Raw genomic sequence first — 20,659 nt, forward strand, 5'->3', positions numbered from 1 at the left:
AAAAACGACAACTAATGATTATTAAAACAGATGCAATAACAAGAAATTTGGTATTCATAATTAAGAATTAATACAGCATAAATTCAATGATATTCCAGCTAAAAAAAACTAATTTATTAAGATAATAAAAGAAGCTTATGAGATAGATTTCACATCAAAATAAGCCCTAAATTTTACCACATTAAGGGAATAAAACTAAACATAAATCGCCCTAAAAATAGACTAACAGAAAACCATAAACACAGCCAATCTATGAAGTAATTTAACACAAAATAATATATTAAAATAATGAAAAATCAACCACCAAATAGATGGTTAAAATCACTAAAAAAAAGCGCTAAAAACCAAGTAAAAAACTTAAAAAACAAAACACTATTTTAAGTAAAATACAACGCAAATAATAAGTTCTATTAAACCAAAAACTTATTAAATAAAATCAAAATATTCCAAATAAATAGGAGTAAAACATTGATTAACCGCAACCAACTCCTGTTTAGAAATAGAGATAAAATCTATATTGATTCAGTTAAAGAGCAATTATAAAAATTAAAAAAAAGGCTCTAATCAACGCAAAAAAAATCGTTATTCCCTTTTGAATTTGACTCAAATTTTCCTGATTAAATGCTGGTTTTCAATCAGCAGTTCAGTCCATATTCACATAAAACTGAATAAATTAACTCCACATGCCCGATGGTTTTAAAGAAAATAAGGAAACACGAAAATAACCACAAATCGCTATAAATCAGATAATTATATCGAAAATGAAATTTTTCAATATTTTCTAATTTTTAGGCGTAAGCAATCAAATATTCCAGTAAAACTGCATTATCGAACCAAATTCTATAAATTTTTAGCTGTTTTTAAAACCATTTTTCATACAAAAAATTAAAATATCCTACTTTTTGCAAGCTAAAAATAGTCCTAAAAATCTGGTTCAAACGGTAGATAATTCCAAAAAAGTAAAGGAAATTGAAAAATGGATTTTTAGATTTTTAGCCAAAAATTTTAAGAATGAAATGTCAATCTATATATAAATCTATTAGTAAATCTTAAATAGTGAAGCTTAAAAAAAACAAAGCATGACTTATTGTCATAAACTTTATCTTCTATAAGAATAGTTTTTAAAGTAATTCGATTATTAAAAACTAGCATTTAATTGAGTAGAATTCCAGGTAAACACAAAAGAAAAATCGAATGTAAAAACCTAAAGAAACAAAATCGAGAACCGTAGATTTTGTAAGCACTTTTTAGAAGCACAAGGTAAAAACAAAAACATAAAGAAATACAGTCAAAATTGGACGCCTTAATTAGATTTTTTTTAGCCTGTTTAAAATCATATTATGTAAACAGAATTTCAAAATGGAGAAAAAATTTTCAAGGAAAATCGAATAATAAGTGTAATTTAAAGCAGTAAATATTGATGAGTTGTTCATTCCACTTATGATAAAAAATAGATATAACAATCGCCAACAAAAACACTAAAAACATCAAATTAATTAATCTATATAAATTAAATAAAAAAATAAAAATCAATAAGTTATAAATTTTATATAAATCTTAAAAATAGATAAAATTAAGATTACAAATTTTGAAAAACTAAATATTTTAGCATAAAACTTAGATGAACTTCAAAAAAGCAAACAAACAACTAATTATCAGATACTTATCAACAATTACATTAAGTTTTATTTCAGTATCAGTTTTTGGGCAAATTTTCAGCACTGCTCAGAACCCACTTAGTGTAAAATGGCACTATATTTCGTCTGGCGGCTTTAAAATCATCTATCCTGAAGAATTGGAGAAAGAGGCCCAAAGAATGGCCAATACCCTACCATTCATCTACACCAAAATTGGAAGCGGATTAAACAGGCAGAAAACCTCCATTCCACTCCTACTACAAAACAGAGGAACGTTAGCGAACGGCTTTGTTCAGCTGGCACCTAAAAAATCTGAATTTTACGCTACCCCTCCACAGTACTTCGATAGCCAAGATTGGCTCAATAACCTTGCGGTACATGAGCTTCGGCACATTGCTCAATTTGACAGATTGACAGGTGGACAAGCAAAACCTTTTCCTGAGTTGGTTTACTTTGCATACATGGGAGCTGCTATACCAACTTGGTTTTTTGAAGGTGATGCAGTAGTTAACGAAACCGCTCTAACCTTATCGGGCAGAGGGAGGCAGCCAAATTGGATTATGCCTTTTAGGGCTTCAATTTTGGAAGGCAAAAAATTCAGTTATAGTAAAGCGTATTTTGGATCGAATAAAGATGTGACTCCAGGCTATTACCAAACTGGCTATTTAATGGTTGCAAGTATGAAGGAGGAACATGGAAAATTCTTTTCGGATAGCTTGCTACATGATATTAGAAAAAGACCTATTCGCCCATACCCTTTTTCTGAAAGCTTAAAAAAATTTATTGGAGAAAACACAAGGCAGTTTTTTCTTTCTACACAAAATAGCATTGAGAAAAAATGGAAAAATCAAGCTGAAAATTTATCGACAGAAAGCTACTCTAGTTTGAATCAAAAATCGGTTTATGCTACCAATTATTTTTTACCTGCACGCTTTAATAAAAATCAAATTTTGGCGCTTAAAGAAAGTAAGACTGAGGCGAAACATTTTGTGCTAATTAACGAGGATAAGAGTGAGCAAAAATTATTTGGAATTGGTTATCAAGATCAGCCGTGGTTTAGCTTTAAAAATGGTGTTTTAGTTTGGGATGAAGTGAGGTATGACCCGAGGTATAAGCAACGAAACTACAGCGTGATTTGCAGCTATGATTTCAACAAAAAAAAATTCAGTAAACTGAGTAAAAAAAGTAAGATTTTTTCTCCTAGTCTCTCGGCCGACGCAAAGAAAATTATAGCTGTAAAAGTTGATCTTCAAAATAAGTTTAATCTAATTGAAATTGAAACAGCAACAGGCAAAATTTTAAAAACATATCCAAACCCTGAAAACCTAATTTTACAAACTCCAAATTTTGATGCAACAGGAAACAAGATTGCCTACATTGGGGTGAATGAAAAAGGTAAAAATTTAATTTTACTAAATGACGGGAATAAGAAGTTACTGATTACCGATAGCCGACAGCAACTGAGCAGGCCAATTTTTATTGATGATAAAATAGGTTTTAATGCACACTTTAATGGCATTGATAATATTTACGATATTGATATTACGACTGGAAAGATTAGTGCACTTACGGCTTCGAACTACGGTGCTTTTAACCCGACAGTAACCGAGAATAAAAAAATTATTTTTAATGATTATAAAATTAACGGTTATGAAATTTCCGAGAAAAATATTGAGGAAAAAGAAATTGGAAAAGATGGATTTGTAGATTTTGCCGCAGCGGCAGAAAAGCAAGAAAATACGGGTAATGTTTTTGAAAATATCCCAGACAGTATTTACCAATCTAGGCGTTATCATCAGGCTTTAAATCTTTTCAATTTTCACAGTATCATTCCGAGTATTGATGATGAATATACTTTTGGATTAGAGTTACAATCTAACAATTTACTTAATACGATGGACTTTTATACTGGGACAAAATACCATCGGGATTTAAAAAGATTTGAATACACTGCAGACATTAGCTACAAGGCATTTTATCCAGTTTTTAGTGTTCTATATCGCAACAGACCTAAAAGAACTTTCTACAGAACTAAAAATGGCACACAGCAGGGAGATTGGCGAGAGAACTATATAAAGTTGAATGCTTCACTCCCACTTTCGTTTAACGCCAGAAATCAAAACTACTCTTTTAACTTAAATGCGGCAACGAGTTTTACGCAAAGGTACATGCCGCAAAATATGCCAACCAATTTTATTACGAGGCTAAAATTTCCGATGGAATACAACTTTACTTTTAACCATAGCGTTACAACAACCGAAAGAGATATTGCTCCAAAATGGGCACAAATTTTTAGGGTAACATACGACCATCAACCTTTTGATAAAAATTTAAAAGGAGAGATTTTGGCTTTAGAAAGTTTTTTGTACTTCCCTGGATTTGCTAAAAACCATTCGTTCCTGGCAAGCTTCAATTATCAAGAAGCAACGGGCGTAAATCAGTACGCTACTGAAATTGCAACGGTGTATGGTTACAATAATATTTTAGCTAAAAGTAAACTTCAAAATAGCTTACTTTTTAATTATCGTTTTCCTTTTGCTTTTCCAGATTGGGAAATCGGACCGTTGGCTTATATTCGAAATTTTAGAGGAGGATTATTTTGTCATTATGAGAACATTGGCAAAGACACAAATTTGAGTCAGCCTAAAACTTATGGTGTAGAATTGAACACAAGCTTAAACATTTTAAGGTATCAACCTGTTGTTGATGTTGGTACGAGATTAGTATTTGTTAATCAAATTTACAATCAAAACCCGATATTAGAGTTTTCATTTAACTATAGCTTCTAAAACATGAGCACAAAAACAATCTTTATCATCATTCTAACGGCACTATTAACAATTTTCTTAATGGTTAATACAGATCCTGTAGACTTTAATTTCCTGGTTACAACATTGGCAGTTTCAAAATTACTTGTTGTTGGCGTATGTATTGTTATTGGCTTTATTATCGGATTTATAGTTGGTCTCCCAAGAAAAACCTTAAAAAATCTGGATGCAGAAATAGAAAAACACTCGATTGAAGGAAATAAAAAAACCTTGAGCGACGAGGATAGAGATTATATTAGTTAATAAAAAGTATTTATTATTTAATCCATTTGCCTACAAAGCTGTAAAACTTATTTTTAAGCTTTTACAGGCTTCTTCAGCTTTAATGACTTAGTTTGTCTCCGCTATTGTCTTCACGTCAACAGAAGGCTTTATATTGGCGCCATTATGCATCGATACTGCATGTATGTTTAATAAAATTAGGTATAGAGATAAAAGTATTAATAAAAAGTGATTATGGTTTAGTTACGCCCCATTAAAAAATCCTTTCGGAATGCCATTAAATAGTACAGATTACCTAACGCTGAAAATACGATATTAATTAAAAAAAGGATGGTTTAGCTTAGTCAAAATTGCATTCAAAATAAATGAGTAACCAATTTTACTGATTGAGCCAGTTTTTGAATGCTTCTGCACGTTCTTCGCTCACTACAACTTCTAATCCTTCTACTGGTGCAGGTTCTAGCACAATTCTTACTCTGTTTCGGGATAGTTTATACATTTCCCTTACCGCATTAATGTTGATGATAAATTTCCGATTGATGCGAAAAAAATCTGCGCTATCCAACTGAGGTTCTAAACTGCCAATGGTTTCTTCAATAATATAGTTTTGTTTATCGTTGGTTACGAGAAAAAGATATTTCCCTTCAGCCATAAAATATGCAATATCATCAGATTGGACAGTTTTAATCAGTTTCCCTAACTTAACCATAAAGCGGTTACGAATTTTAGGGGCAGAACCTTGAGTTTGATAACTGATTTGAGCAAATTTACGGGTAGAAAACGTACGGATACTATCAAGTTTTGTTAATGCTAAAGCTAAATCTTCTTCATCATAAGGTTTTAACAAATAATCTATACCCTGATTTTTAAAGGCTTTAAGGGTGTATTGATCGTAAGCTGTTGTAAAAATAACAGGGGCAGATACTGAAACTTGTTCAAAGATTTGGAAGCTCTCTCCATCTCCTAGATGAATATCCATAAACAATAAATCAGCATTATTTTTTGTAAGCCATGTTATGGCTTCTTCTACGGTAGCGAGGATGGCCAATATTTGTATTTCGGGATTGAGCTTAACCAGCATTTTTTTTAGCGTATCCGCTGCCAGCTCTTCATCCTCAATTATTGCTACTTTCATCCTGTTTTTTACTTGGATGTAAAAGTAAAAAAAAACTCCGGCCTGTAAAAACAGACCGGAGTTTAATGCTATTGAAGGTTTGGATTTGCCTTTATCGCCGATTGTGGGAAACGTAATGTATACCTCGGATCGTTTTTAGTTAGCGTAAATTCCTTACCATCCACTATATGCTTAATCACTGGCTGGCCGTATCGTTTAAGATCATACCAACGGTGACCTTCCAATGCCAGTTCTTTTTCTCTTTCCTTGATAATTTCCTGCATCAAATCATCATTATTCATAGCGGCTATTCGCGTTTGCTCTGTAGCATAAAAAGCAGGCGTATAACGCTTAGCTTTTAAAGCTAACAAACTTTGCTGTGCTAAAGTAAGATTACCAGTTTGCAAAGCTGCTTCTGCTTGAATTAGGTAAAGTTCTCCGTTACGGAAGGAAATTTTAAAAGCGTTATCATTACCTTTTTTAGAGACATAACCATCAAATGTTTTACCGAAGTATAAAGCAAATCGCTTATCATTTGCTTGGTCGTAAATGCCAATTAAGTGAGATGACATGTACGAACTTCTGCTTGTTGACGAGTTAAACACATCTTCCATCGACATAATATTCTCCTTTGAAAGGTAGCTATTTGGCGCAACAGCACCGGCAACATTTAAATCTTCTAATTGATTGTTGATTGTTAAGGCACTTTGAGTTGCTTTAAGGGCATTGCTCCAATCGCCTCTAAACTGATAAATTCTGGCAGCAAGTGCAAGTGCTGCACGTTTGGTAAAACGGTAATTTAAACCGGCGTTAAAGCTATCGGCATTAATTAAAGATTGACCAGTAGCTAAATCTGCAAAAATTTGATTGTACACCGCTTCTACAGTTGCTGGTTTATAATTTGTTTCAATATCAATAACCAGGGCAATTGGCACGCCACGATCTGCTGCTGCTGTATTTTTATTAAAAGTTTTTGCATAAACGTTTAACAATTCAAAGTAAGCATAAGCACGAAGTAAATAAGCCTCGCCTTTAATTTGTGCTGTTTCTGTGTTTTTACCTGCTTTATTTTCAATATCAGCAATTACTGAGTTTGCATAAAAAATTGAAGTATAAAACTCTCCGTAAGGCATTTCCTTTGAATTTGCATCGGGGTTTTCATCGTTCCATTGGTATTGATCGCGGAAGCTTGCTGCATCGGGCTCATCATTATTTAAAACCAATTCATCGGTACGAAATGCTAATACAGATTTATGACGAGGAAACTGTGCGTATCCTGAGTTTAATAAAGCTCTAAAATCGGCGACGGTCGTTGGAATAACCTTCCCTACTGGCTCTACATCCAGGTATTTTTTGCAGCTGCTTACTGATAGTGTCAGGAACAAAACTGCGGTTAATTTTATAATCTTATTCATCTTAATATAAATTAAAAAGTAGCATTTAAACCAATTGCAAAGCTTCTGGTAATTGGTTGTGCATAAATATTTCCATAAGTTTCTGGATCAAAGTAGCCTTTATAATCTGTTCCGAATACAAATGGATTTCTGGCTTCCAAGCTTAATCTTAAACTATTTGCTTTTATTTTACCAGCAATTTTGGCTGGCAAAGTGTAGCCTAAACGGATGCTGTTAATGCGCACATAACTCATGTTTTTTACAAAAATATCCAGGTCATTGAAAGAGTTTGCCGGGTCATTTCCATTTTGCCATGCATAAGCCATCCATCTATCACCGTTATAAGTTGCATTGCCATAAATTGCAGGCAAAGTACTGCTTGTGTTTCCTGGCGACCATGCATTTAAAATATCTTTTGAATAATTTCTACCTCGATCAACCTGAGTTGGATTGTACAACGCTTGCTGTTTTACCAGTTTATTAATATTGAAAAGTGCACTTATAGCTAAATCGAAATTAGCATAACGGAAACGATTGGTTAAACCACCTGTAAACTCCGCATCACCATCACCTGCATAGGTGTATAGGTTTTGAAAATCGGTATTTTTTAAGGCGCTGTTTGAATAGTTCCCGGCAAGCCATTCGTTATCTGCATATGGATCATACAATTGATAAAACTCTTCAAGCGAAACCGTTTTACCATTTTTATTGAATAAAGGAAGTCCGTTTTTATCTAATCCTGCTGTTTTTAATACGAAAATTGCATTAACTGGATAACCTTCTTTTGAAGGATTTAGCTGATTATCACGCACTTTTTCTCTAACAACCTTGCTTTTATTGTGGGCAATATTAAAATCTGTAAACCATTGGAAATTAGGTGTACTGATGTTTCTTGTAGAAATGGTTAGCTCTAAACCTTTATTTCTAATTTGTGAATAGTTTGAATTGGTGTAATTGAAACCATTTTCTGGCTGCAAAATTTCAGTTCCAATTAAGTCTTTACTGAAACGGTTATAATAATCAAATGTAATCTGAACGGCATTATTTAAAATACCAAAATCTACACCGGCGTTAAAAGTAGAAGTTTTCTCCCATCTTAATTTATCATTTGGTGGACTGCTTAATGCAATAGTTGGTTGGTTTCCGCCAGGAAGAATTCCCGTTTGGTTATACGTACCAACCACATATGGAGAAGTATTTTTATCAATGTTTCCTTGCAAACCGTAAGAAGTACGTACGCGAAGGTTTGATATCCAGCTGATATTTTTAATGAATTTCTCTTCACTAGCGTTCCAAGCACCTGATAGCGAATAGATTGGCAAAAATCTGTATTTTGGATCTACACCAAATAAATCTGATCCATCATAACGGATACTTCCGTACAAAGTATACTTTCTATCATAAGTATAAGATAATGTACCGTAAAACGAAGCATAGGCATTTTCAAGTTGTGTTTTCTGGTAAGATCTCAAATCTGATCTTGCGGCATCAGCAGAATTTCTGAAAACAATGGCTTGGTTAGTCAGCGTACGATCATCGTAACCGAAGCCTCTTGTCATTGTCCCATCATCATAAGTTCTTCTTAACTCCGACCCTGCCAAAGCTTCAATCTCGTGTTTTTCGTTAAATACCTTTTTATATTCCAAAATAGATTTCCAATTGTATTGAAATGCTGAATTATTTTGGTTGTAAATTATACCTCCTACTGGTAAATAATATTCATATTGCTTGGTTGCTGAGTTATAAAAACTAGTGCTCTGTCTTAATTTACGTGTGTTATAAGTATTTTGAGCAGCATATTTTTCTACACCAGTATCTTCAAACTGTAAGCCTAATTCGGTACGAATATTTAGGTTTTTATTAATTTGGTAGCTTAAATCCAAAATGGCTTTTAAACTTTTGTTATCTAAAGTATAACGGGTGTTTTCGCGTTCTTCAACAATATTAAATGGTACATAAGCATCTCCACCTTTGTTACCAAAAATATCAGGATCATAATTGTAGTTTCCATTTGCATCTCTTACCGTTAAATAAGGGTTTACGTTTCTGGTGTAATTACTTAGGTTACTAAAACCATCAGGATCGGTATAAAAGTTATTTCTTTTTGTTTTTGAGCCAAAAACTCCTACCCCTGCCTTTAATTTATCGGTAATATTATAATCTGTTTTTAGTGTTAAGCTGTAGCGTTCTAATCCGGTTTGCTTGGTTGTACCTTTTTCATTGTAATAGCCACCAGAGAAATAATAAGTTGCCTGATCGCTACCACCAGATAAACCTAAAGTGTATTGCTGGTTAACAGCATTTTGATACATTTCCTTTTCCCAATCTGTACCATCTGCTCTTAAAGCATTAATTGCAGCTTGCGTTTGTGTACTCAATGCAGAAAAACCACCGGTTCTATATTTATTAAGCTCGCCACTTTTATTTAAAATTCTAGCAATTCCACCTTGGCTATCTCTGTAAGTAAGATCAGACCTTGAGGCTAAGCCCAATTCAAAATCTACCTTTTCAGATGCATTCATCATGTTAAGCTTATCAAGATCAGGGCGTTGAGAAATGAAAGAGTTTGCAGAAAAATTAATAGCCATTGGTCCTTTTTTACCCTTTTTGGTGGTAATTACAATCACGCCATTTGCTGCCCTTGCACCATAAATGGCTGTAGCCGCAGCATCTTTTAGTATTGTAATATCGGCAATATCATCAGGGTTTAATCCAGCAATTGGCAGGTTACGCAGCTGATCTATTTGATCTTTACCAATTGTATTGGGCAAATTGGTACCGTCTAAAGGAAGTCCATCCAACACCCAAAGAGGATCTTGCGCTCCATTTAAAGAAACTGTACCTCTAATTCTTATTTGTGGAGCAGCCCCAGGCCCACCTGTAATATTCCCTACAGAAACTCCCGCTACTTGCCCTTCAAGCATTTGGTCGATCCCTGAAACACCAGTTTGGCGTACCTTATCGTACTCAAGCTTTGCTGTAGCTGTAGTATTTTTACGTTTAGCAATATCCGTATAACCATTTACTACAACCTCGCCAAGTGTATTTTCGCTATTTTTTAAAGAAACAACAATCTGTGTTTTATTTATGATACTTATCTGTGTAGAATTGTACCCCAAATAGCTAATTCTAAGTGCAGTTGTACCTTCTGGTACTTTTAAACTGAATTTACCATTTCCATCTGTTACGGTACCCACCACAGTATTCTGAATTACGCCTGGCATGCCACTTTGTTCGCCAATCATGGCATTATCTACAAATACCGAAGCACCTGGTATAGGTAAACCATCCTTTTCATCGAGCACCTGCCCGGTAATAGTTTTTTGTTTCTGACTGAAACCTGAAAGACCAAAGCCAAACAGCAACAGTAGCATTATTAGTAATTGTTTATTCATATTTCTTCTATAATAGTTTTGATTGGTTTTACATTAGTTCATTTTTAAACTTTGACGAATCCTTAAAATCAAGTCCATATAATGACCCTTGGTTGCATCATCGCCTGTGTTTTTATTTTTCTCCAAAAGCGTTACAATCTGTAAAAGCTCTGTACGTTTTGCGGCAGCCACATCTGATGTTCTGCTCATGGAGCTTACCTGAATGTTTCTTAATGATGCTTCATCACCATTTACTGCGGCTTTACCCTCATTGCTGAAATCACAAGTTTGCAATTGGTTTTGAATTTTTAATCTGTTATCGTTTAGGGTTGTCTTGGTAATTTTCTCCAACATTTTATCGGTACTTACCAGCAATACATCTACATAATTTTGTTGTAACATGCGGTCGGTAATCGAAAGCGCTTTACCTTTTACAGTTTTAGCGAATACAGTTTCTCGAAGGTTTTTAAGTAATTCGGCTACAGTAAATACATTATCCTTGCCCAACAAAACTTCCATCTCCAACATTCTAAGCAAGCGCTCTTGTGATACTAAGCTGTAAAGGGCGCCATATTGAAACTCACGCCTTAAATTATAAGGTGCATATTCATACGGTCCTGCCGGAGAATCTTTAATCGGGAAGGTTTTCTTCAATAAATCTTTATTAAACAACCACTCAGGATCTTTTAAAACCTCTTCTTTAAGGTAGTTTAACGCTTTAATCTGCATCGCTTTGGGCACCGGTGTATAAGCATCTTTTTTGTCGCCGTTAACTGGTTTTTCAAGGTAATAACCACCAATATTTGCGGTTACATGCTCTGCATAGGTAGACCATTGAAAAATAGCCGCCATGTATAATTTACCAGCCTGGTAATAATCTTCACCATCTTTTGCAGACCAGTTTATAATCTGAGGGATTAATCGCTTTAAGTTTAATAAGCCATAGCGACTTGCTTTTACGGCATCATCACCTAAATCTTCAGATTGAGATCTTGGATCAATTACATTAGCGCTACTTTGCTGATCTCCATAAAAATATAATGGATCATTTTCATGGTTTTTAATCCATTTTGCTAATACTGGAATTTCATCATGCGGATCTACAATATCCAACCAACGGTATCCCCATTCAATGGCATATTGATCGTACAAACCAATTTGTGGTGTAATATTGATTACATTATCTTCTGGCTGAGCTACATAATTAAAGCGGGCATAATCCATAATTGAAGATGCCGTGCCGCCCATACGATTGGTAAAAGATGGCGAACGCAAAGAATCAACAGGAAAAGAGAATGAGGCACCCATATTGTGTTTTAAACCTAGTGTGTGCCCAATTTCATGGGATGATACAAAGCGGATGGCGTGTGCCATACGGGCATCGGTAAGTTTATTATTTCTTGCGCCAGAATCTATTACTCCAGTTTGAACCCTCATCCACGATTGTAGGGAAGTCATTACATTGTGCCACCAAATTACATCAGATTCTAATATTTCTCCTGAACGTGGATCTACCACTGCCGGGCCCATTGCATTAGATTTTGGAGATGCTGCATAAGTAATTTCCGAATAACGGATGTCATCGCCATCATAATCTGCAATATCTTTTACTTCTTTAGCCTGAATGGCGTTTTTAAAACCTGCCTTTTCAAAAGCTTTTTGCCAATCTACTACTCCGGCAATAATTTCCTGTCTCCATTGTGGCGGTGTTGATGGATCTATATAAAATACAATCGGCTTTGCTGGTTCTACCAATTCACCTTTTAAATAACGCTCACAATCTTCTGGCTTAGGTTCTATTCTCCACCTGGTTAATAGTTGCCTTTTCTCCATTTCGTGCTGCTTATCAGAAAAATACCATCTAGGTGTGGAGAAAAAACCTACTCTATCATCGGCATAGCGAGGTTTCATTGGTTTTTCGGGTAATAAAAGCAAGTTTGTGGTTACCGCCATACTAATAGGAATGCTATTTTGCCCTTCTGTAACCCTAGTACTTAATAATGCACGTACCACAACATTTTGAGGGAAACTTTTAATCTGCTCTATTGCTGATAAAGAACTTTTAGCTGCAGTACCTAAGCCTACATCTGTAAAAACATCATTAAAGCTTTTGTCTGTACCATCAAAAACCCGATTTACTTTAACTACCACGGCAGAAGAATCTGGATTATAAGCTTCAATTTTGAAAGATTCAATTACCGAACCTATAAAGTTATCGTTTACAGAACGGGTGATGGCATCTGCCAGAGGCGATTCTACTTGCGGTACAATGGTTTTTACCCAAATGGTTTTAGCCAGTTTATTTTGCGAAAAGCGAATTACCTTGTTCTCAAAGTTCATCCCTTTATTTAACCCCGATTCATTTAAAGCCAGAGGTACAGATGATATTTTATTAACCACAAGAAAGTCCTTTCCCATTAAGTTTAAAGGAATTTCGAAGTAATAATCTGTTTCTACCTGATGAACTTTAAAAAGGCCATTAACCGTTTTTGCCTTCTTCAATAATTCACTATAGCTTTTAAGATCTTTGCTCTTGGTGCTATCTGCAGCATTTTTCTTTTTTAGTGTGTCTGCCTGTACTTTCTTAGTTATTTTAGCTGGCAGTTTTTTAGGGATTTGTGCGCTCACCTGTGCGGTAAACAAGCCAGTTATAACTACTAAAAAAGATAAAGTCTTATTCAAAATCATGTTCCAAAGTGGAAGATAATCGGCACATTATGAAATTTTTCGGAGTGGAGTAGTGCAATATAATTAGTGAAAGCGCAGTCTTAAGGAGTGAAATTTTTTATTGTTAACTTAATATCATGTCCTGATTAATATTCAGTTAAATGCAACACAGGCAAGTAGCACTTGAAAAACCCGGCTTCAATACCGGATGTAAATTCCTGATTTTCAAAATATGAATAGGTACTTTTAAGGTAATTAAGTCCTTGCTTTACCGAGTTTTTAACATCAGGCCGTAGCTGCAAATTATTACTTACCACAATAACCCCTTTTTTACTTTCTATAGTAATTTTAAGTGGTTTTTCTTTGGAAAGGATATTGTGTTTCACTGCATTTTCTATCAATGTTTGCAAGCTTATAAAAGGAATTTTACCCGTTAATTCTGCGGCATCAATATTAATATCCAAAGGTTGCAATGCATCTCCGAAACGGATTTTTAGCAAAAAGAAATACTCTTTCATAAAGTACAACTCTTCCTCAACCGTACTCAGCCCACTTGGGTTAGATTCAAGCACATATCGATATACCCTTGATAGCTTTACCACAAAAGATTTTGCCAACGTAGAATCCTGATCAATTAAAGCATTTAAGGAACTTAATGAATTGAATAAAAAATGTGGATTTACTTTTTCCTTTAGCTTACTGAGCTGAATCATAGCATTTTCCTTTTCTTGCTGAGAAGCAATAAGTTTTAATCCTTGCTTTTCCATGGAAACTTCCTGCCGATTAATCTCTACTTCCCTACGCAATAAAAATTCCCTTTGCCATTTCCGTTGATACAACCAAATGAGACCCAAAATAATGCTCACAGATATTAAACCCAGATATACCGAGTACTTACGAATTGCAACCACATCTTCTTCCAATATAAATAAAGGAATATTAACCACAATAGTCCACTTTAAACCATTAATTTCTGTAGGGATATAATAGCGGGTAACAGGAAGGCCCAAATATTCAGACTCAACTACTTCGCTATTAAAACGGATAAAATTTTCGTTCTTTCCGGTTATTGGTGTTAGTTTAGGCAAATATAATTTCTTGCCTATTTGCCTTTCATTCGGACTAATAATGCAAACGCCGTTTTCATCCATCATGTAGGCATAAGACATTCCTTTTGAATCTATATTAACAAAGGCACGTTGTAATTCTAAAAGATCAATATCCAAACCTGATAATAATTTACCGCGTTTACCAACCACTGTATTATTAGAGGTTAACCAATGGAGCGAGTCGGTAATAAGATCTTGTTGCCCGCGAGTATTGTTTATACTGCTGGCTGTAAACTGTTTCCTTACCCAGTTTTTTATATAAGCAGGCATCACTTTTTGTTTAAAAGTATTTACCTCTTTTACCAAATAAACGTATGAAGTATCTTTTCCATTAACAATTGCGTACCAGGCATTTTTAACCTTATCATCAGCCATTAATACAGTGCCCAATGTTTGCATAATGGTGTGGCTATCCAATTGTGGCCCCAAATCTGGAAAAACATTAGAAACCATTTGTGTGCCCTTCATAATGTTGTTAAATTCATATTGATAAAGCAACACTTTTTGGCGGTACAGATTTACCCCAGCAAAATCGGCAATATTGTGCATTCTTTTTTCCAGTACCTTACCAGTAAAAAAAGTAACACCAGTAATACATAGAAAGATTACCAAACCTATAACTATCAGGTATTTGGGATTTTGCAACGGAAGTTTCATTTGGCTGCAAAGATAGAAAAAGTGAACCGAGTATGGTTTTAATGAGGTGCTTACATGCCTTTTAAACACTTATTTATGATACCCTAATGACCATTGAGATAGGTTTTGAAGGATATTTTAGCTTAAAAGCTTCCCATCTGGACAATATTTTCAAAAAAGCACGAAACTTTGTTTTACAAATAATTAATAGGTTTTGATTTGGAAATGAATAGCAGTATTTCATGGCTCATCCTGCCCCGCTCCCGCAAGCTGTTCGAGATGTTAGCTTTTTCAGCGCATCTCGTACTATTGATAAAACAGAATTTTCAAATTCTGAAGGTCATTTATAGCTTTACCCAAGCTGTTCGAGATGTTAGCTTTTTCAGCGCATCTCGTACTATTGATAAAACAGGATTTTCAAATTCTGAAGGTCATTTATAGCTTTACTTATTTAAGGGTTCACAGAACCCTTTTTATTGTTAATTCGAGATGCCTGCGGAACATCTCGAACAGCTGACATTCACCCGTTGTACCCCTACAAAACCTTCCCGACGACTGGATTCAGCATACAACCACAAGCGAGACGCTTGCGGCAGCGAGGGTAAAGCAGGACAATATTTTCAAAAAAGCACCGAACCTTGCTTTACAAATAATTAATAGGTTTTGATTTGGAAATGAATAGCAGTATTTCATGGCTCATCCTGCCCCGCTTTCCTTGTATGCAATCGGGTTTATTTAACTATGGCTATTCAGCCTAAGCCAATGCATCCATAATTTCTCCATAAAGCAAGCCACTGCCACCGCCATAATGCTGAATAATTTTTAATCCTGGCCGTATACTTGTCAGCTTTTCTCTTAAAGCACGTTCGCACTCTGGATTGATTCCATTGCCGAGCAAAACCAAATCAAGCTTTTGCTTCTCGCAAATAGAAATAGCTTCGTCATCATTGCAAACGGTTAAGCCGTTCCACTCTGGTCTGGCATTTAGCAAGCGGTGCATTACTGTAGTAATTTCGGCATCGCGACCTATATAAAGTATGGTGTGTAACATATTAATTTTATTATTAACAAAAAAGACATGCTAAATTGTTTCAGCATGTCTTTTTTATGGTTTGTATTACAATTCCATTGGTAAATCCATCAACAACACTTCGGCATCAGCAGAGTTTGCTTTAAAGTTGATTTTGTTAGTATCCCAAATACCAAGGCCATCTCTTTTGCTTAAAGTTTGCCCATCAATGGTTACTTCGCCGTTAATTACGAAAGCATAAACACCGTTACCAGCTTTTTTAATTTTGTATTCGGTTTCAAAACCTTCATCAAATTTACCTAAAGAAAACCATGCGTCTTGATGAATCCATACGCCTGCATCATTTTGGTTTGGCGATAATATTTGCTGAAAATTGTTATGACTTGCCGCAACATCCAAAGCCTGTTGATCGTAACGTGGCGTTACATTCTTTTTGTTTGGGAACAACCAAATCTGCAATAAATTTAATTGTTCATCGGCGTTTGCATTAAACTCACTATGGCTTACTCCTGTACCGGCACTCATTACCTGAATTTCTCCATTTTTAATAACTGCAGCATTTCCCATACTATCTTTATGTGCAATGGCGCCTGCTAATGGAATGGTAATAATTTCCATGTTATCGTGTGGGTGTGCACCAAAGCCCATACCACCATCAATACTGTCATCATTTAAAACTCTTAAAACCCCAAAATGCATCCTTTCAGGATTGTAATAGTTTGCAAAACTAAATGAGTGATGTGCATTTAACCAACCATGATTTGCATGACCGCGGGTGTTTTCTTTGTGCAAAATAAATTGTGACATAAATTTCCTTTCTTGTTTATGATACAAATTTACTACCCTTTTACCTGCCAAACATTGATGTAGGATAAGTAATGAATGATCGCTTTTTGTAAAAAATGGCCAAAACTATAATTACTAACGGGCATTGCAGTAATACAGCATTTCTTTTTGTAAAGATGATTAGCTTTCCAAATGGCAAAGCATTGAAAAACAATGAATACCGATATTAAGTTTTCCAATTTTGCTAAGCTTGGTCTGTAATTTGCTGTATTTTAGGCGAACCGTAAATCTAAAACCGCTAATTCTATTCTATGAAACGTGGCTATATTATATTCTGGATACTCTTCATGCTGTTTTTTGCTGTCCCTTTTCCAATAATTTTATATTACAACACTATTGATTCATCTAACTTAAATGCTTTAAGCAATACAAGCCCTTGGTTTGCCTTGAGTATTTTGTTTGTTTCTATTGTAATGTGGGTAATTCTTTTAGCAGGTTATTTTAAAAAATGGATATTAAAAGTTTTCATCACAAAAAGAAATATCGACTATTTAAAAAATTATGGAATCCGGAGGGAGGCTAAGATTTTAAGCTCCACTAAAACCTCTAAAACCAATGCAAAAGTTGATATTTATGAACTACAGTTAGCCTTTAAAAACCTTGCAGATACTGAAATAACTCAAAAAACAGTTGTAAATGACAATAAACCACACGAACGTCGGTTTGCTTCTGGTCATAGGGTAGATTTAATGATTGATCCAAATATGAAACGCAAACCTTATTTCGTGTTTGCAGCGATGGAAGCTAGCATCAACAAAAAGATTTTACTGCTTGCTTCTGTGGGTTGGCTTGTACTTTGTACCACTGTGGTTGGCTATTATATGTATGCTTTTCAAACAGAAAATTACGATTATGGGTGGAGGTTTTTAAGCCTCGGGCACCCTTTAATTATTTGTCCAGCTATACTTTTACTGTATAGAGCAATATTGGGTTTAATGTTTAAAACCTTAGGTGGAACAGATAAAGCGCCATTAATTAAGTTTAAAGGCATTAAAACTGCAGCAAAACTACTTTCGGCAAACCAAACGGGTACTTATATTAATGAGCAACCAATGGTTCGCTTCGAACTAGAATATAATGATGATAAACGCCAAACGCATAGAGTCAGCTTAAAAAAGGTTGTAGATCTACTCAATTTAGATCTAACGAAACAAGAGTATATAGATATCTTTTATGTTAAGGAGGACCCAAAAATTATTGATTCTCAAGCTCAAATTATAATTAAAGAGGTGCAAGCACAAACTTCTAAGCATGTTGATGAAAAAGCAAAAGATAAAAGTTTTTTAAATGATATTACTCAACTTCAAGAGGCAGAAACTGCTTTAAAACAATTGCCCCAATATGTAGGCAAGGAAATTTTTATCTATCAAACTGCTTACTTTTATGATGATGGGCGTATTAACATTAAACTGCAACACCCTACAAACCCTAAGTATGTAGATAATTATGAATATAAAGATGGAAAATGGTCGGCACCAAAGCCTGAGCAGCTTTCCGTTAGGGAGAAAATGGAAGATAAACTGATCTCTTTAAACAAAATTAGTTTCACAAGTGCCGCCCGTGTTAATAAAATATACAATGAAAAAGCAGCACAAATTGAGGGGGCAAAGCCCAATAGCAGTGTTTACATTTACATATCCGATGGTGCGGTAAGATGGTATCCGCTAAGTATTTCAGGTAGCAGAGAACGCTATTCTATTGAATTTAATAACGACGGAAGTTTAAAGCGCTTTATGCAAAATTAGTTTATAAAGATAGTTTATTAAGTGCTTTTTCGCTTTGCAGCTCTCGCAATGCATCAAGTGCAACCCAGTTAGCCTTTTTATTATTTTGGGCTAAAATGTTATTTGCAGTATCAATTGCGTGCTGATGTAAAACGGCATTTCTTTTACCAATTTGTCTTAAAGCCCAATTAACAGCTTTTTTAACAAAATTACGTTGATCGGAGGCCTCTCTTTGTATTATGGGCAAAAAGTCGATAAAGGTTTCGTTGGGTTCGTTTTTAAGATGAACAGATGCAGCAGCCATTAAAACAAAACCAGCCCGCTTTACAAACTCTGGCATAGCGGCAGAATATGCTAAAGCCTTTGATTTAAAATAATTTGTTTTTGAAAATAGATTACTACAAGCCTGATCGCATATATCCCAGGAATTAAAATCATTAACCCAGCTATCTATTTGTGCTTCTGTTACCAACTTATAATCGCCAATTATACTGGCCAAAATCCTGGCTTCATGAATCCCCGTTTCCCAAAGATCGAGGGATAATTGTTGATTTTTACCAGTTTGCTTGGCAAGTTTCCGTAAATCTGGAATACTTACTCCTATTGCTTTTTCATTTTCGATACCAAAATGAGCCATTTTATTCAGATAATCTGGTTTACCTAAAAGCTTAAGTTCAGAAATAATGAAATCTACATCAGTCATACTGCAAATTAAATATTTAAATTCCTTTTACAAAAAAATGGGGCTATCGTAACGGATGCCCCACTTTTATATTTTAAAATTTGATTTACAGATAAAACCTCAAACCATACTTTTATGCTAAAGCCTGCTCAATATCTTCTAAAATATCGTTAATATGCTCTAAACCGATAGATAAACGGATTGATCCTTGTTCAATACCAACTTCAACGCGTTGCTCCTCAGTTAATTTAGAGTGCGTACTTGTTGCTGGGTGTGTAGCAATTGAACGTGTATCGGCAAGGTTTGCAGATATAGAGAACATTTTAAGACCATCCATAAACTTGCGAGCACCTTCAACGCCACCTTCAACAACAATGGTAACAATACCACCACCCTGACTCATCTGCTTTTTAGCAATTTCATACTGTGGGTGCGATTTTAAAAATGGATATTTAACTAATTTTATTTTAGGATGCTTTTCTAGATATTCGGCAACCTTTAAAGCATTTTCGCAATGGCGATCCATACGTACAGCAAGTGTTTCTAAACTTTTGGATAAAATCCATGCGTTAAAAGGAGACATTGCCGGACCGCTATGACGGGCAAATCCTTCAATTTCAGCAATAATTTCTTTGGTAGATAAAATAATTCCACCTAAAGTACGCCCTTGTCCATCAATATATTTTGTTGCCGAATGAATAGAGATGTGCGCTCCAAATTTTAGAGGCTTTTGCAAGTAAGGTGTTGCAAAGCAATTATCAACGGCAAGCATTACATTATATTTTTTAGCCAAACCACCTAAAAACTCAAGGTCTATAATATCTATACCAGGGTTAGATGGGGTTTCAACAAAAATCATTTTAGTATTTGATTGAATCAGAGCTTCCCATTCTTCAGGTTTATCCAAATCTGCATAAGAATAAGTTACCCCCCACTTACTAAATACATTGCTTAATAATTGGTGGGTAGAACCAAAAACGGAACGGCTAGATAAAACATGATCGCCACTTTTGAGGAAAGTTCCAAAAGTAGTGAATATAGCTGCCATACCTGTAGCAGTAGCCCAACCAGTTTCTGCACCTTCTAAAAGAGCCATTTTCTCAATCAGCTCTGAAGTGTTTGGGTTTGCATAACGGCTGTATACATTCCCTTCCTTTTCGCCAGCAAATAAAGCACGCATATCTTCAGCATCGTCAAATTTATAGCTTGATGTTAAGTAAATTGGTGATGAATGCTCTTTATGCCCACTTCTTTCGGTTTGAGTACGAATGGCTATGGTTTCAAAATTTTCAGATTTCATTATGTTATTTGTATCAAGTATTAAGATTTTCGGTATCATTATTTTGTGCGGAGTATATTTGTTACTCTACTCTGCCTATCGCTTTTGATACTTATT

Annotated in this window: 12 protein-coding genes; 3 read left to right on the forward strand and 9 right to left on the reverse strand. The window is 34.9% G+C overall.

Annotated elements, in window-relative coordinates; genetic code table 11:
* The first annotated feature begins 1,621 nt into the window (after positions 1-1,621).
* Positions 1,622-4,426 carry a TolB-like translocation protein gene (locus EHC72_RS12715; RefSeq protein ID WP_131538085.1) on the forward strand — a complete coding sequence of 935 codons (2,805 nt, stop codon included), beginning with the start codon at positions 1,622-1,624 and terminating at the stop codon, positions 4,424-4,426.
* A 3-nt stretch (positions 4,427-4,429) separates the two neighbouring features.
* A complete protein-coding gene (locus EHC72_RS12720; RefSeq protein ID WP_131538086.1) occupies positions 4,430-4,708 on the forward strand; it encodes a lipopolysaccharide assembly protein LapA domain-containing protein in 279 nt (92 codons plus the stop codon).
* Between the two features lie 358 nt (positions 4,709-5,066).
* Here EHC72_RS12720 and EHC72_RS12725 read toward each other — a convergent pair whose 3' ends face one another.
* The 7 genes from EHC72_RS12725 to EHC72_RS12755 form a co-directional block, all read right to left on the reverse strand.
* Positions 5,067-5,822: a LytR/AlgR family response regulator transcription factor gene (locus EHC72_RS12725; RefSeq protein ID WP_131538087.1), complete on the reverse strand. Its 756-nt coding sequence runs from the start codon at positions 5,820-5,822 to the stop codon at positions 5,067-5,069.
* Positions 5,823-5,890: 68 nt separating this feature from the next.
* Complete coding sequence (locus tag EHC72_RS12730; protein WP_131538088.1) at positions 5,891-7,216, reverse strand: RagB/SusD family nutrient uptake outer membrane protein; 1,326 nt, start codon at positions 7,214-7,216, stop codon at positions 5,891-5,893.
* Positions 7,217-7,227: 11 nt separating this feature from the next.
* Positions 7,228-10,590 carry a SusC/RagA family TonB-linked outer membrane protein gene (locus EHC72_RS12735; protein WP_131538089.1) on the reverse strand — a complete coding sequence of 1,121 codons (3,363 nt, stop codon included), beginning with the start codon at positions 10,588-10,590 and terminating at the stop codon, positions 7,228-7,230.
* Between the two features lie 33 nt (positions 10,591-10,623).
* Positions 10,624-13,257 (reverse strand): zinc-dependent metalloprotease, encoded by a 2,634-nt coding sequence (locus EHC72_RS12740; RefSeq protein WP_131538090.1) that lies wholly within the window; start codon positions 13,255-13,257, stop codon positions 10,624-10,626.
* 125 nt (positions 13,258-13,382) lie between these two features.
* Entirely contained in the window at positions 13,383-15,002 is a 1,620-nt protein-coding gene (locus EHC72_RS12745) for a histidine kinase (protein WP_131538091.1), read from the reverse strand.
* A 733-nt stretch (positions 15,003-15,735) separates the two neighbouring features.
* Positions 15,736-16,032: a hypothetical protein gene (locus EHC72_RS12750; protein WP_131538092.1), complete on the reverse strand. Its 297-nt coding sequence runs from the start codon at positions 16,030-16,032 to the stop codon at positions 15,736-15,738.
* Positions 16,033-16,098: 66 nt separating this feature from the next.
* Positions 16,099-16,818, reverse strand: coding sequence for a pirin family protein (locus EHC72_RS12755; RefSeq protein ID WP_131538093.1), 720 nt, complete (start codon positions 16,816-16,818; stop codon positions 16,099-16,101).
* Between the two features lie 290 nt (positions 16,819-17,108).
* Between EHC72_RS12755 and EHC72_RS22950 the strand changes: the two genes are divergently transcribed.
* Positions 17,109-18,602, forward strand: a complete 1,494-nt coding sequence (locus EHC72_RS22950) for a hypothetical protein (protein ID WP_211660311.1) — start codon at positions 17,109-17,111, stop codon at positions 18,600-18,602.
* A gap of 1 nt (position 18,603) precedes the next feature.
* On the opposite strand, the gene EHC72_RS12765 is transcribed toward EHC72_RS22950, so the two are convergent.
* Both EHC72_RS12765 and EHC72_RS12770 read right to left on the reverse strand, forming a co-directional pair.
* A complete protein-coding gene (locus tag EHC72_RS12765; protein ID WP_131538094.1) occupies positions 18,604-19,284 on the reverse strand; it encodes a DNA alkylation repair protein in 681 nt (226 codons plus the stop codon).
* Between the two features lie 112 nt (positions 19,285-19,396).
* The gene (locus EHC72_RS12770; protein ID WP_131538095.1) at positions 19,397-20,563 is read right to left on the reverse strand and encodes a trans-sulfuration enzyme family protein; all 1,167 of its coding nucleotides are present in this window, start codon (positions 20,561-20,563) and stop codon (positions 19,397-19,399) included.
* Positions 20,564-20,659 lie beyond the last annotated feature (96 nt).

The organism is Pedobacter nototheniae, from assembly GCF_004335085.1.
In the GTDB taxonomy this organism is placed as follows: Bacteria; Bacteroidota; Bacteroidia; order Sphingobacteriales; family Sphingobacteriaceae; genus Pedobacter; species Pedobacter nototheniae.

What these genes read in the sequence shown, in the direction of transcription:
- EHC72_RS12715 (WP_131538085.1), top strand. Translation starts at nt 1,622, where the DNA reads ATGAACTTCAAAAAAGCAAACAAACAACTAATTATCAGATACTTATCA.
- EHC72_RS12720 (WP_131538086.1), top strand. Translation starts at nt 4,430, where the DNA reads ATGAGCACAAAAACAATCTTTATCATCATTCTAACGGCACTATTAACA.
- EHC72_RS12725 (WP_131538087.1), bottom strand. Translation starts at nt 5,822, where the DNA reads ATGAAAGTAGCAATAATTGAGGATGAAGAGCTGGCAGCGGATACGCTA.
- EHC72_RS12730 (WP_131538088.1), bottom strand. Translation starts at nt 7,216, where the DNA reads ATGAATAAGATTATAAAATTAACCGCAGTTTTGTTCCTGACACTATCA.
- EHC72_RS12735 (WP_131538089.1), bottom strand. Translation starts at nt 10,590, where the DNA reads ATGAATAAACAATTACTAATAATGCTACTGTTGCTGTTTGGCTTTGGT.
- EHC72_RS12740 (WP_131538090.1), bottom strand. Translation starts at nt 13,257, where the DNA reads ATGATTTTGAATAAGACTTTATCTTTTTTAGTAGTTATAACTGGCTTG.
- EHC72_RS12745 (WP_131538091.1), bottom strand. Translation starts at nt 15,002, where the DNA reads ATGAAACTTCCGTTGCAAAATCCCAAATACCTGATAGTTATAGGTTTG.
- EHC72_RS12750 (WP_131538092.1), bottom strand. Translation starts at nt 16,032, where the DNA reads ATGTTACACACCATACTTTATATAGGTCGCGATGCCGAAATTACTACA.
- EHC72_RS12755 (WP_131538093.1), bottom strand. Translation starts at nt 16,818, where the DNA reads ATGTCACAATTTATTTTGCACAAAGAAAACACCCGCGGTCATGCAAAT.
- EHC72_RS22950 (WP_211660311.1), top strand. Translation starts at nt 17,109, where the DNA reads ATGAAACGTGGCTATATTATATTCTGGATACTCTTCATGCTGTTTTTT.
- EHC72_RS12765 (WP_131538094.1), bottom strand. Translation starts at nt 19,284, where the DNA reads ATGACTGATGTAGATTTCATTATTTCTGAACTTAAGCTTTTAGGTAAA.
- EHC72_RS12770 (WP_131538095.1), bottom strand. Translation starts at nt 20,563, where the DNA reads ATGAAATCTGAAAATTTTGAAACCATAGCCATTCGTACTCAAACCGAA.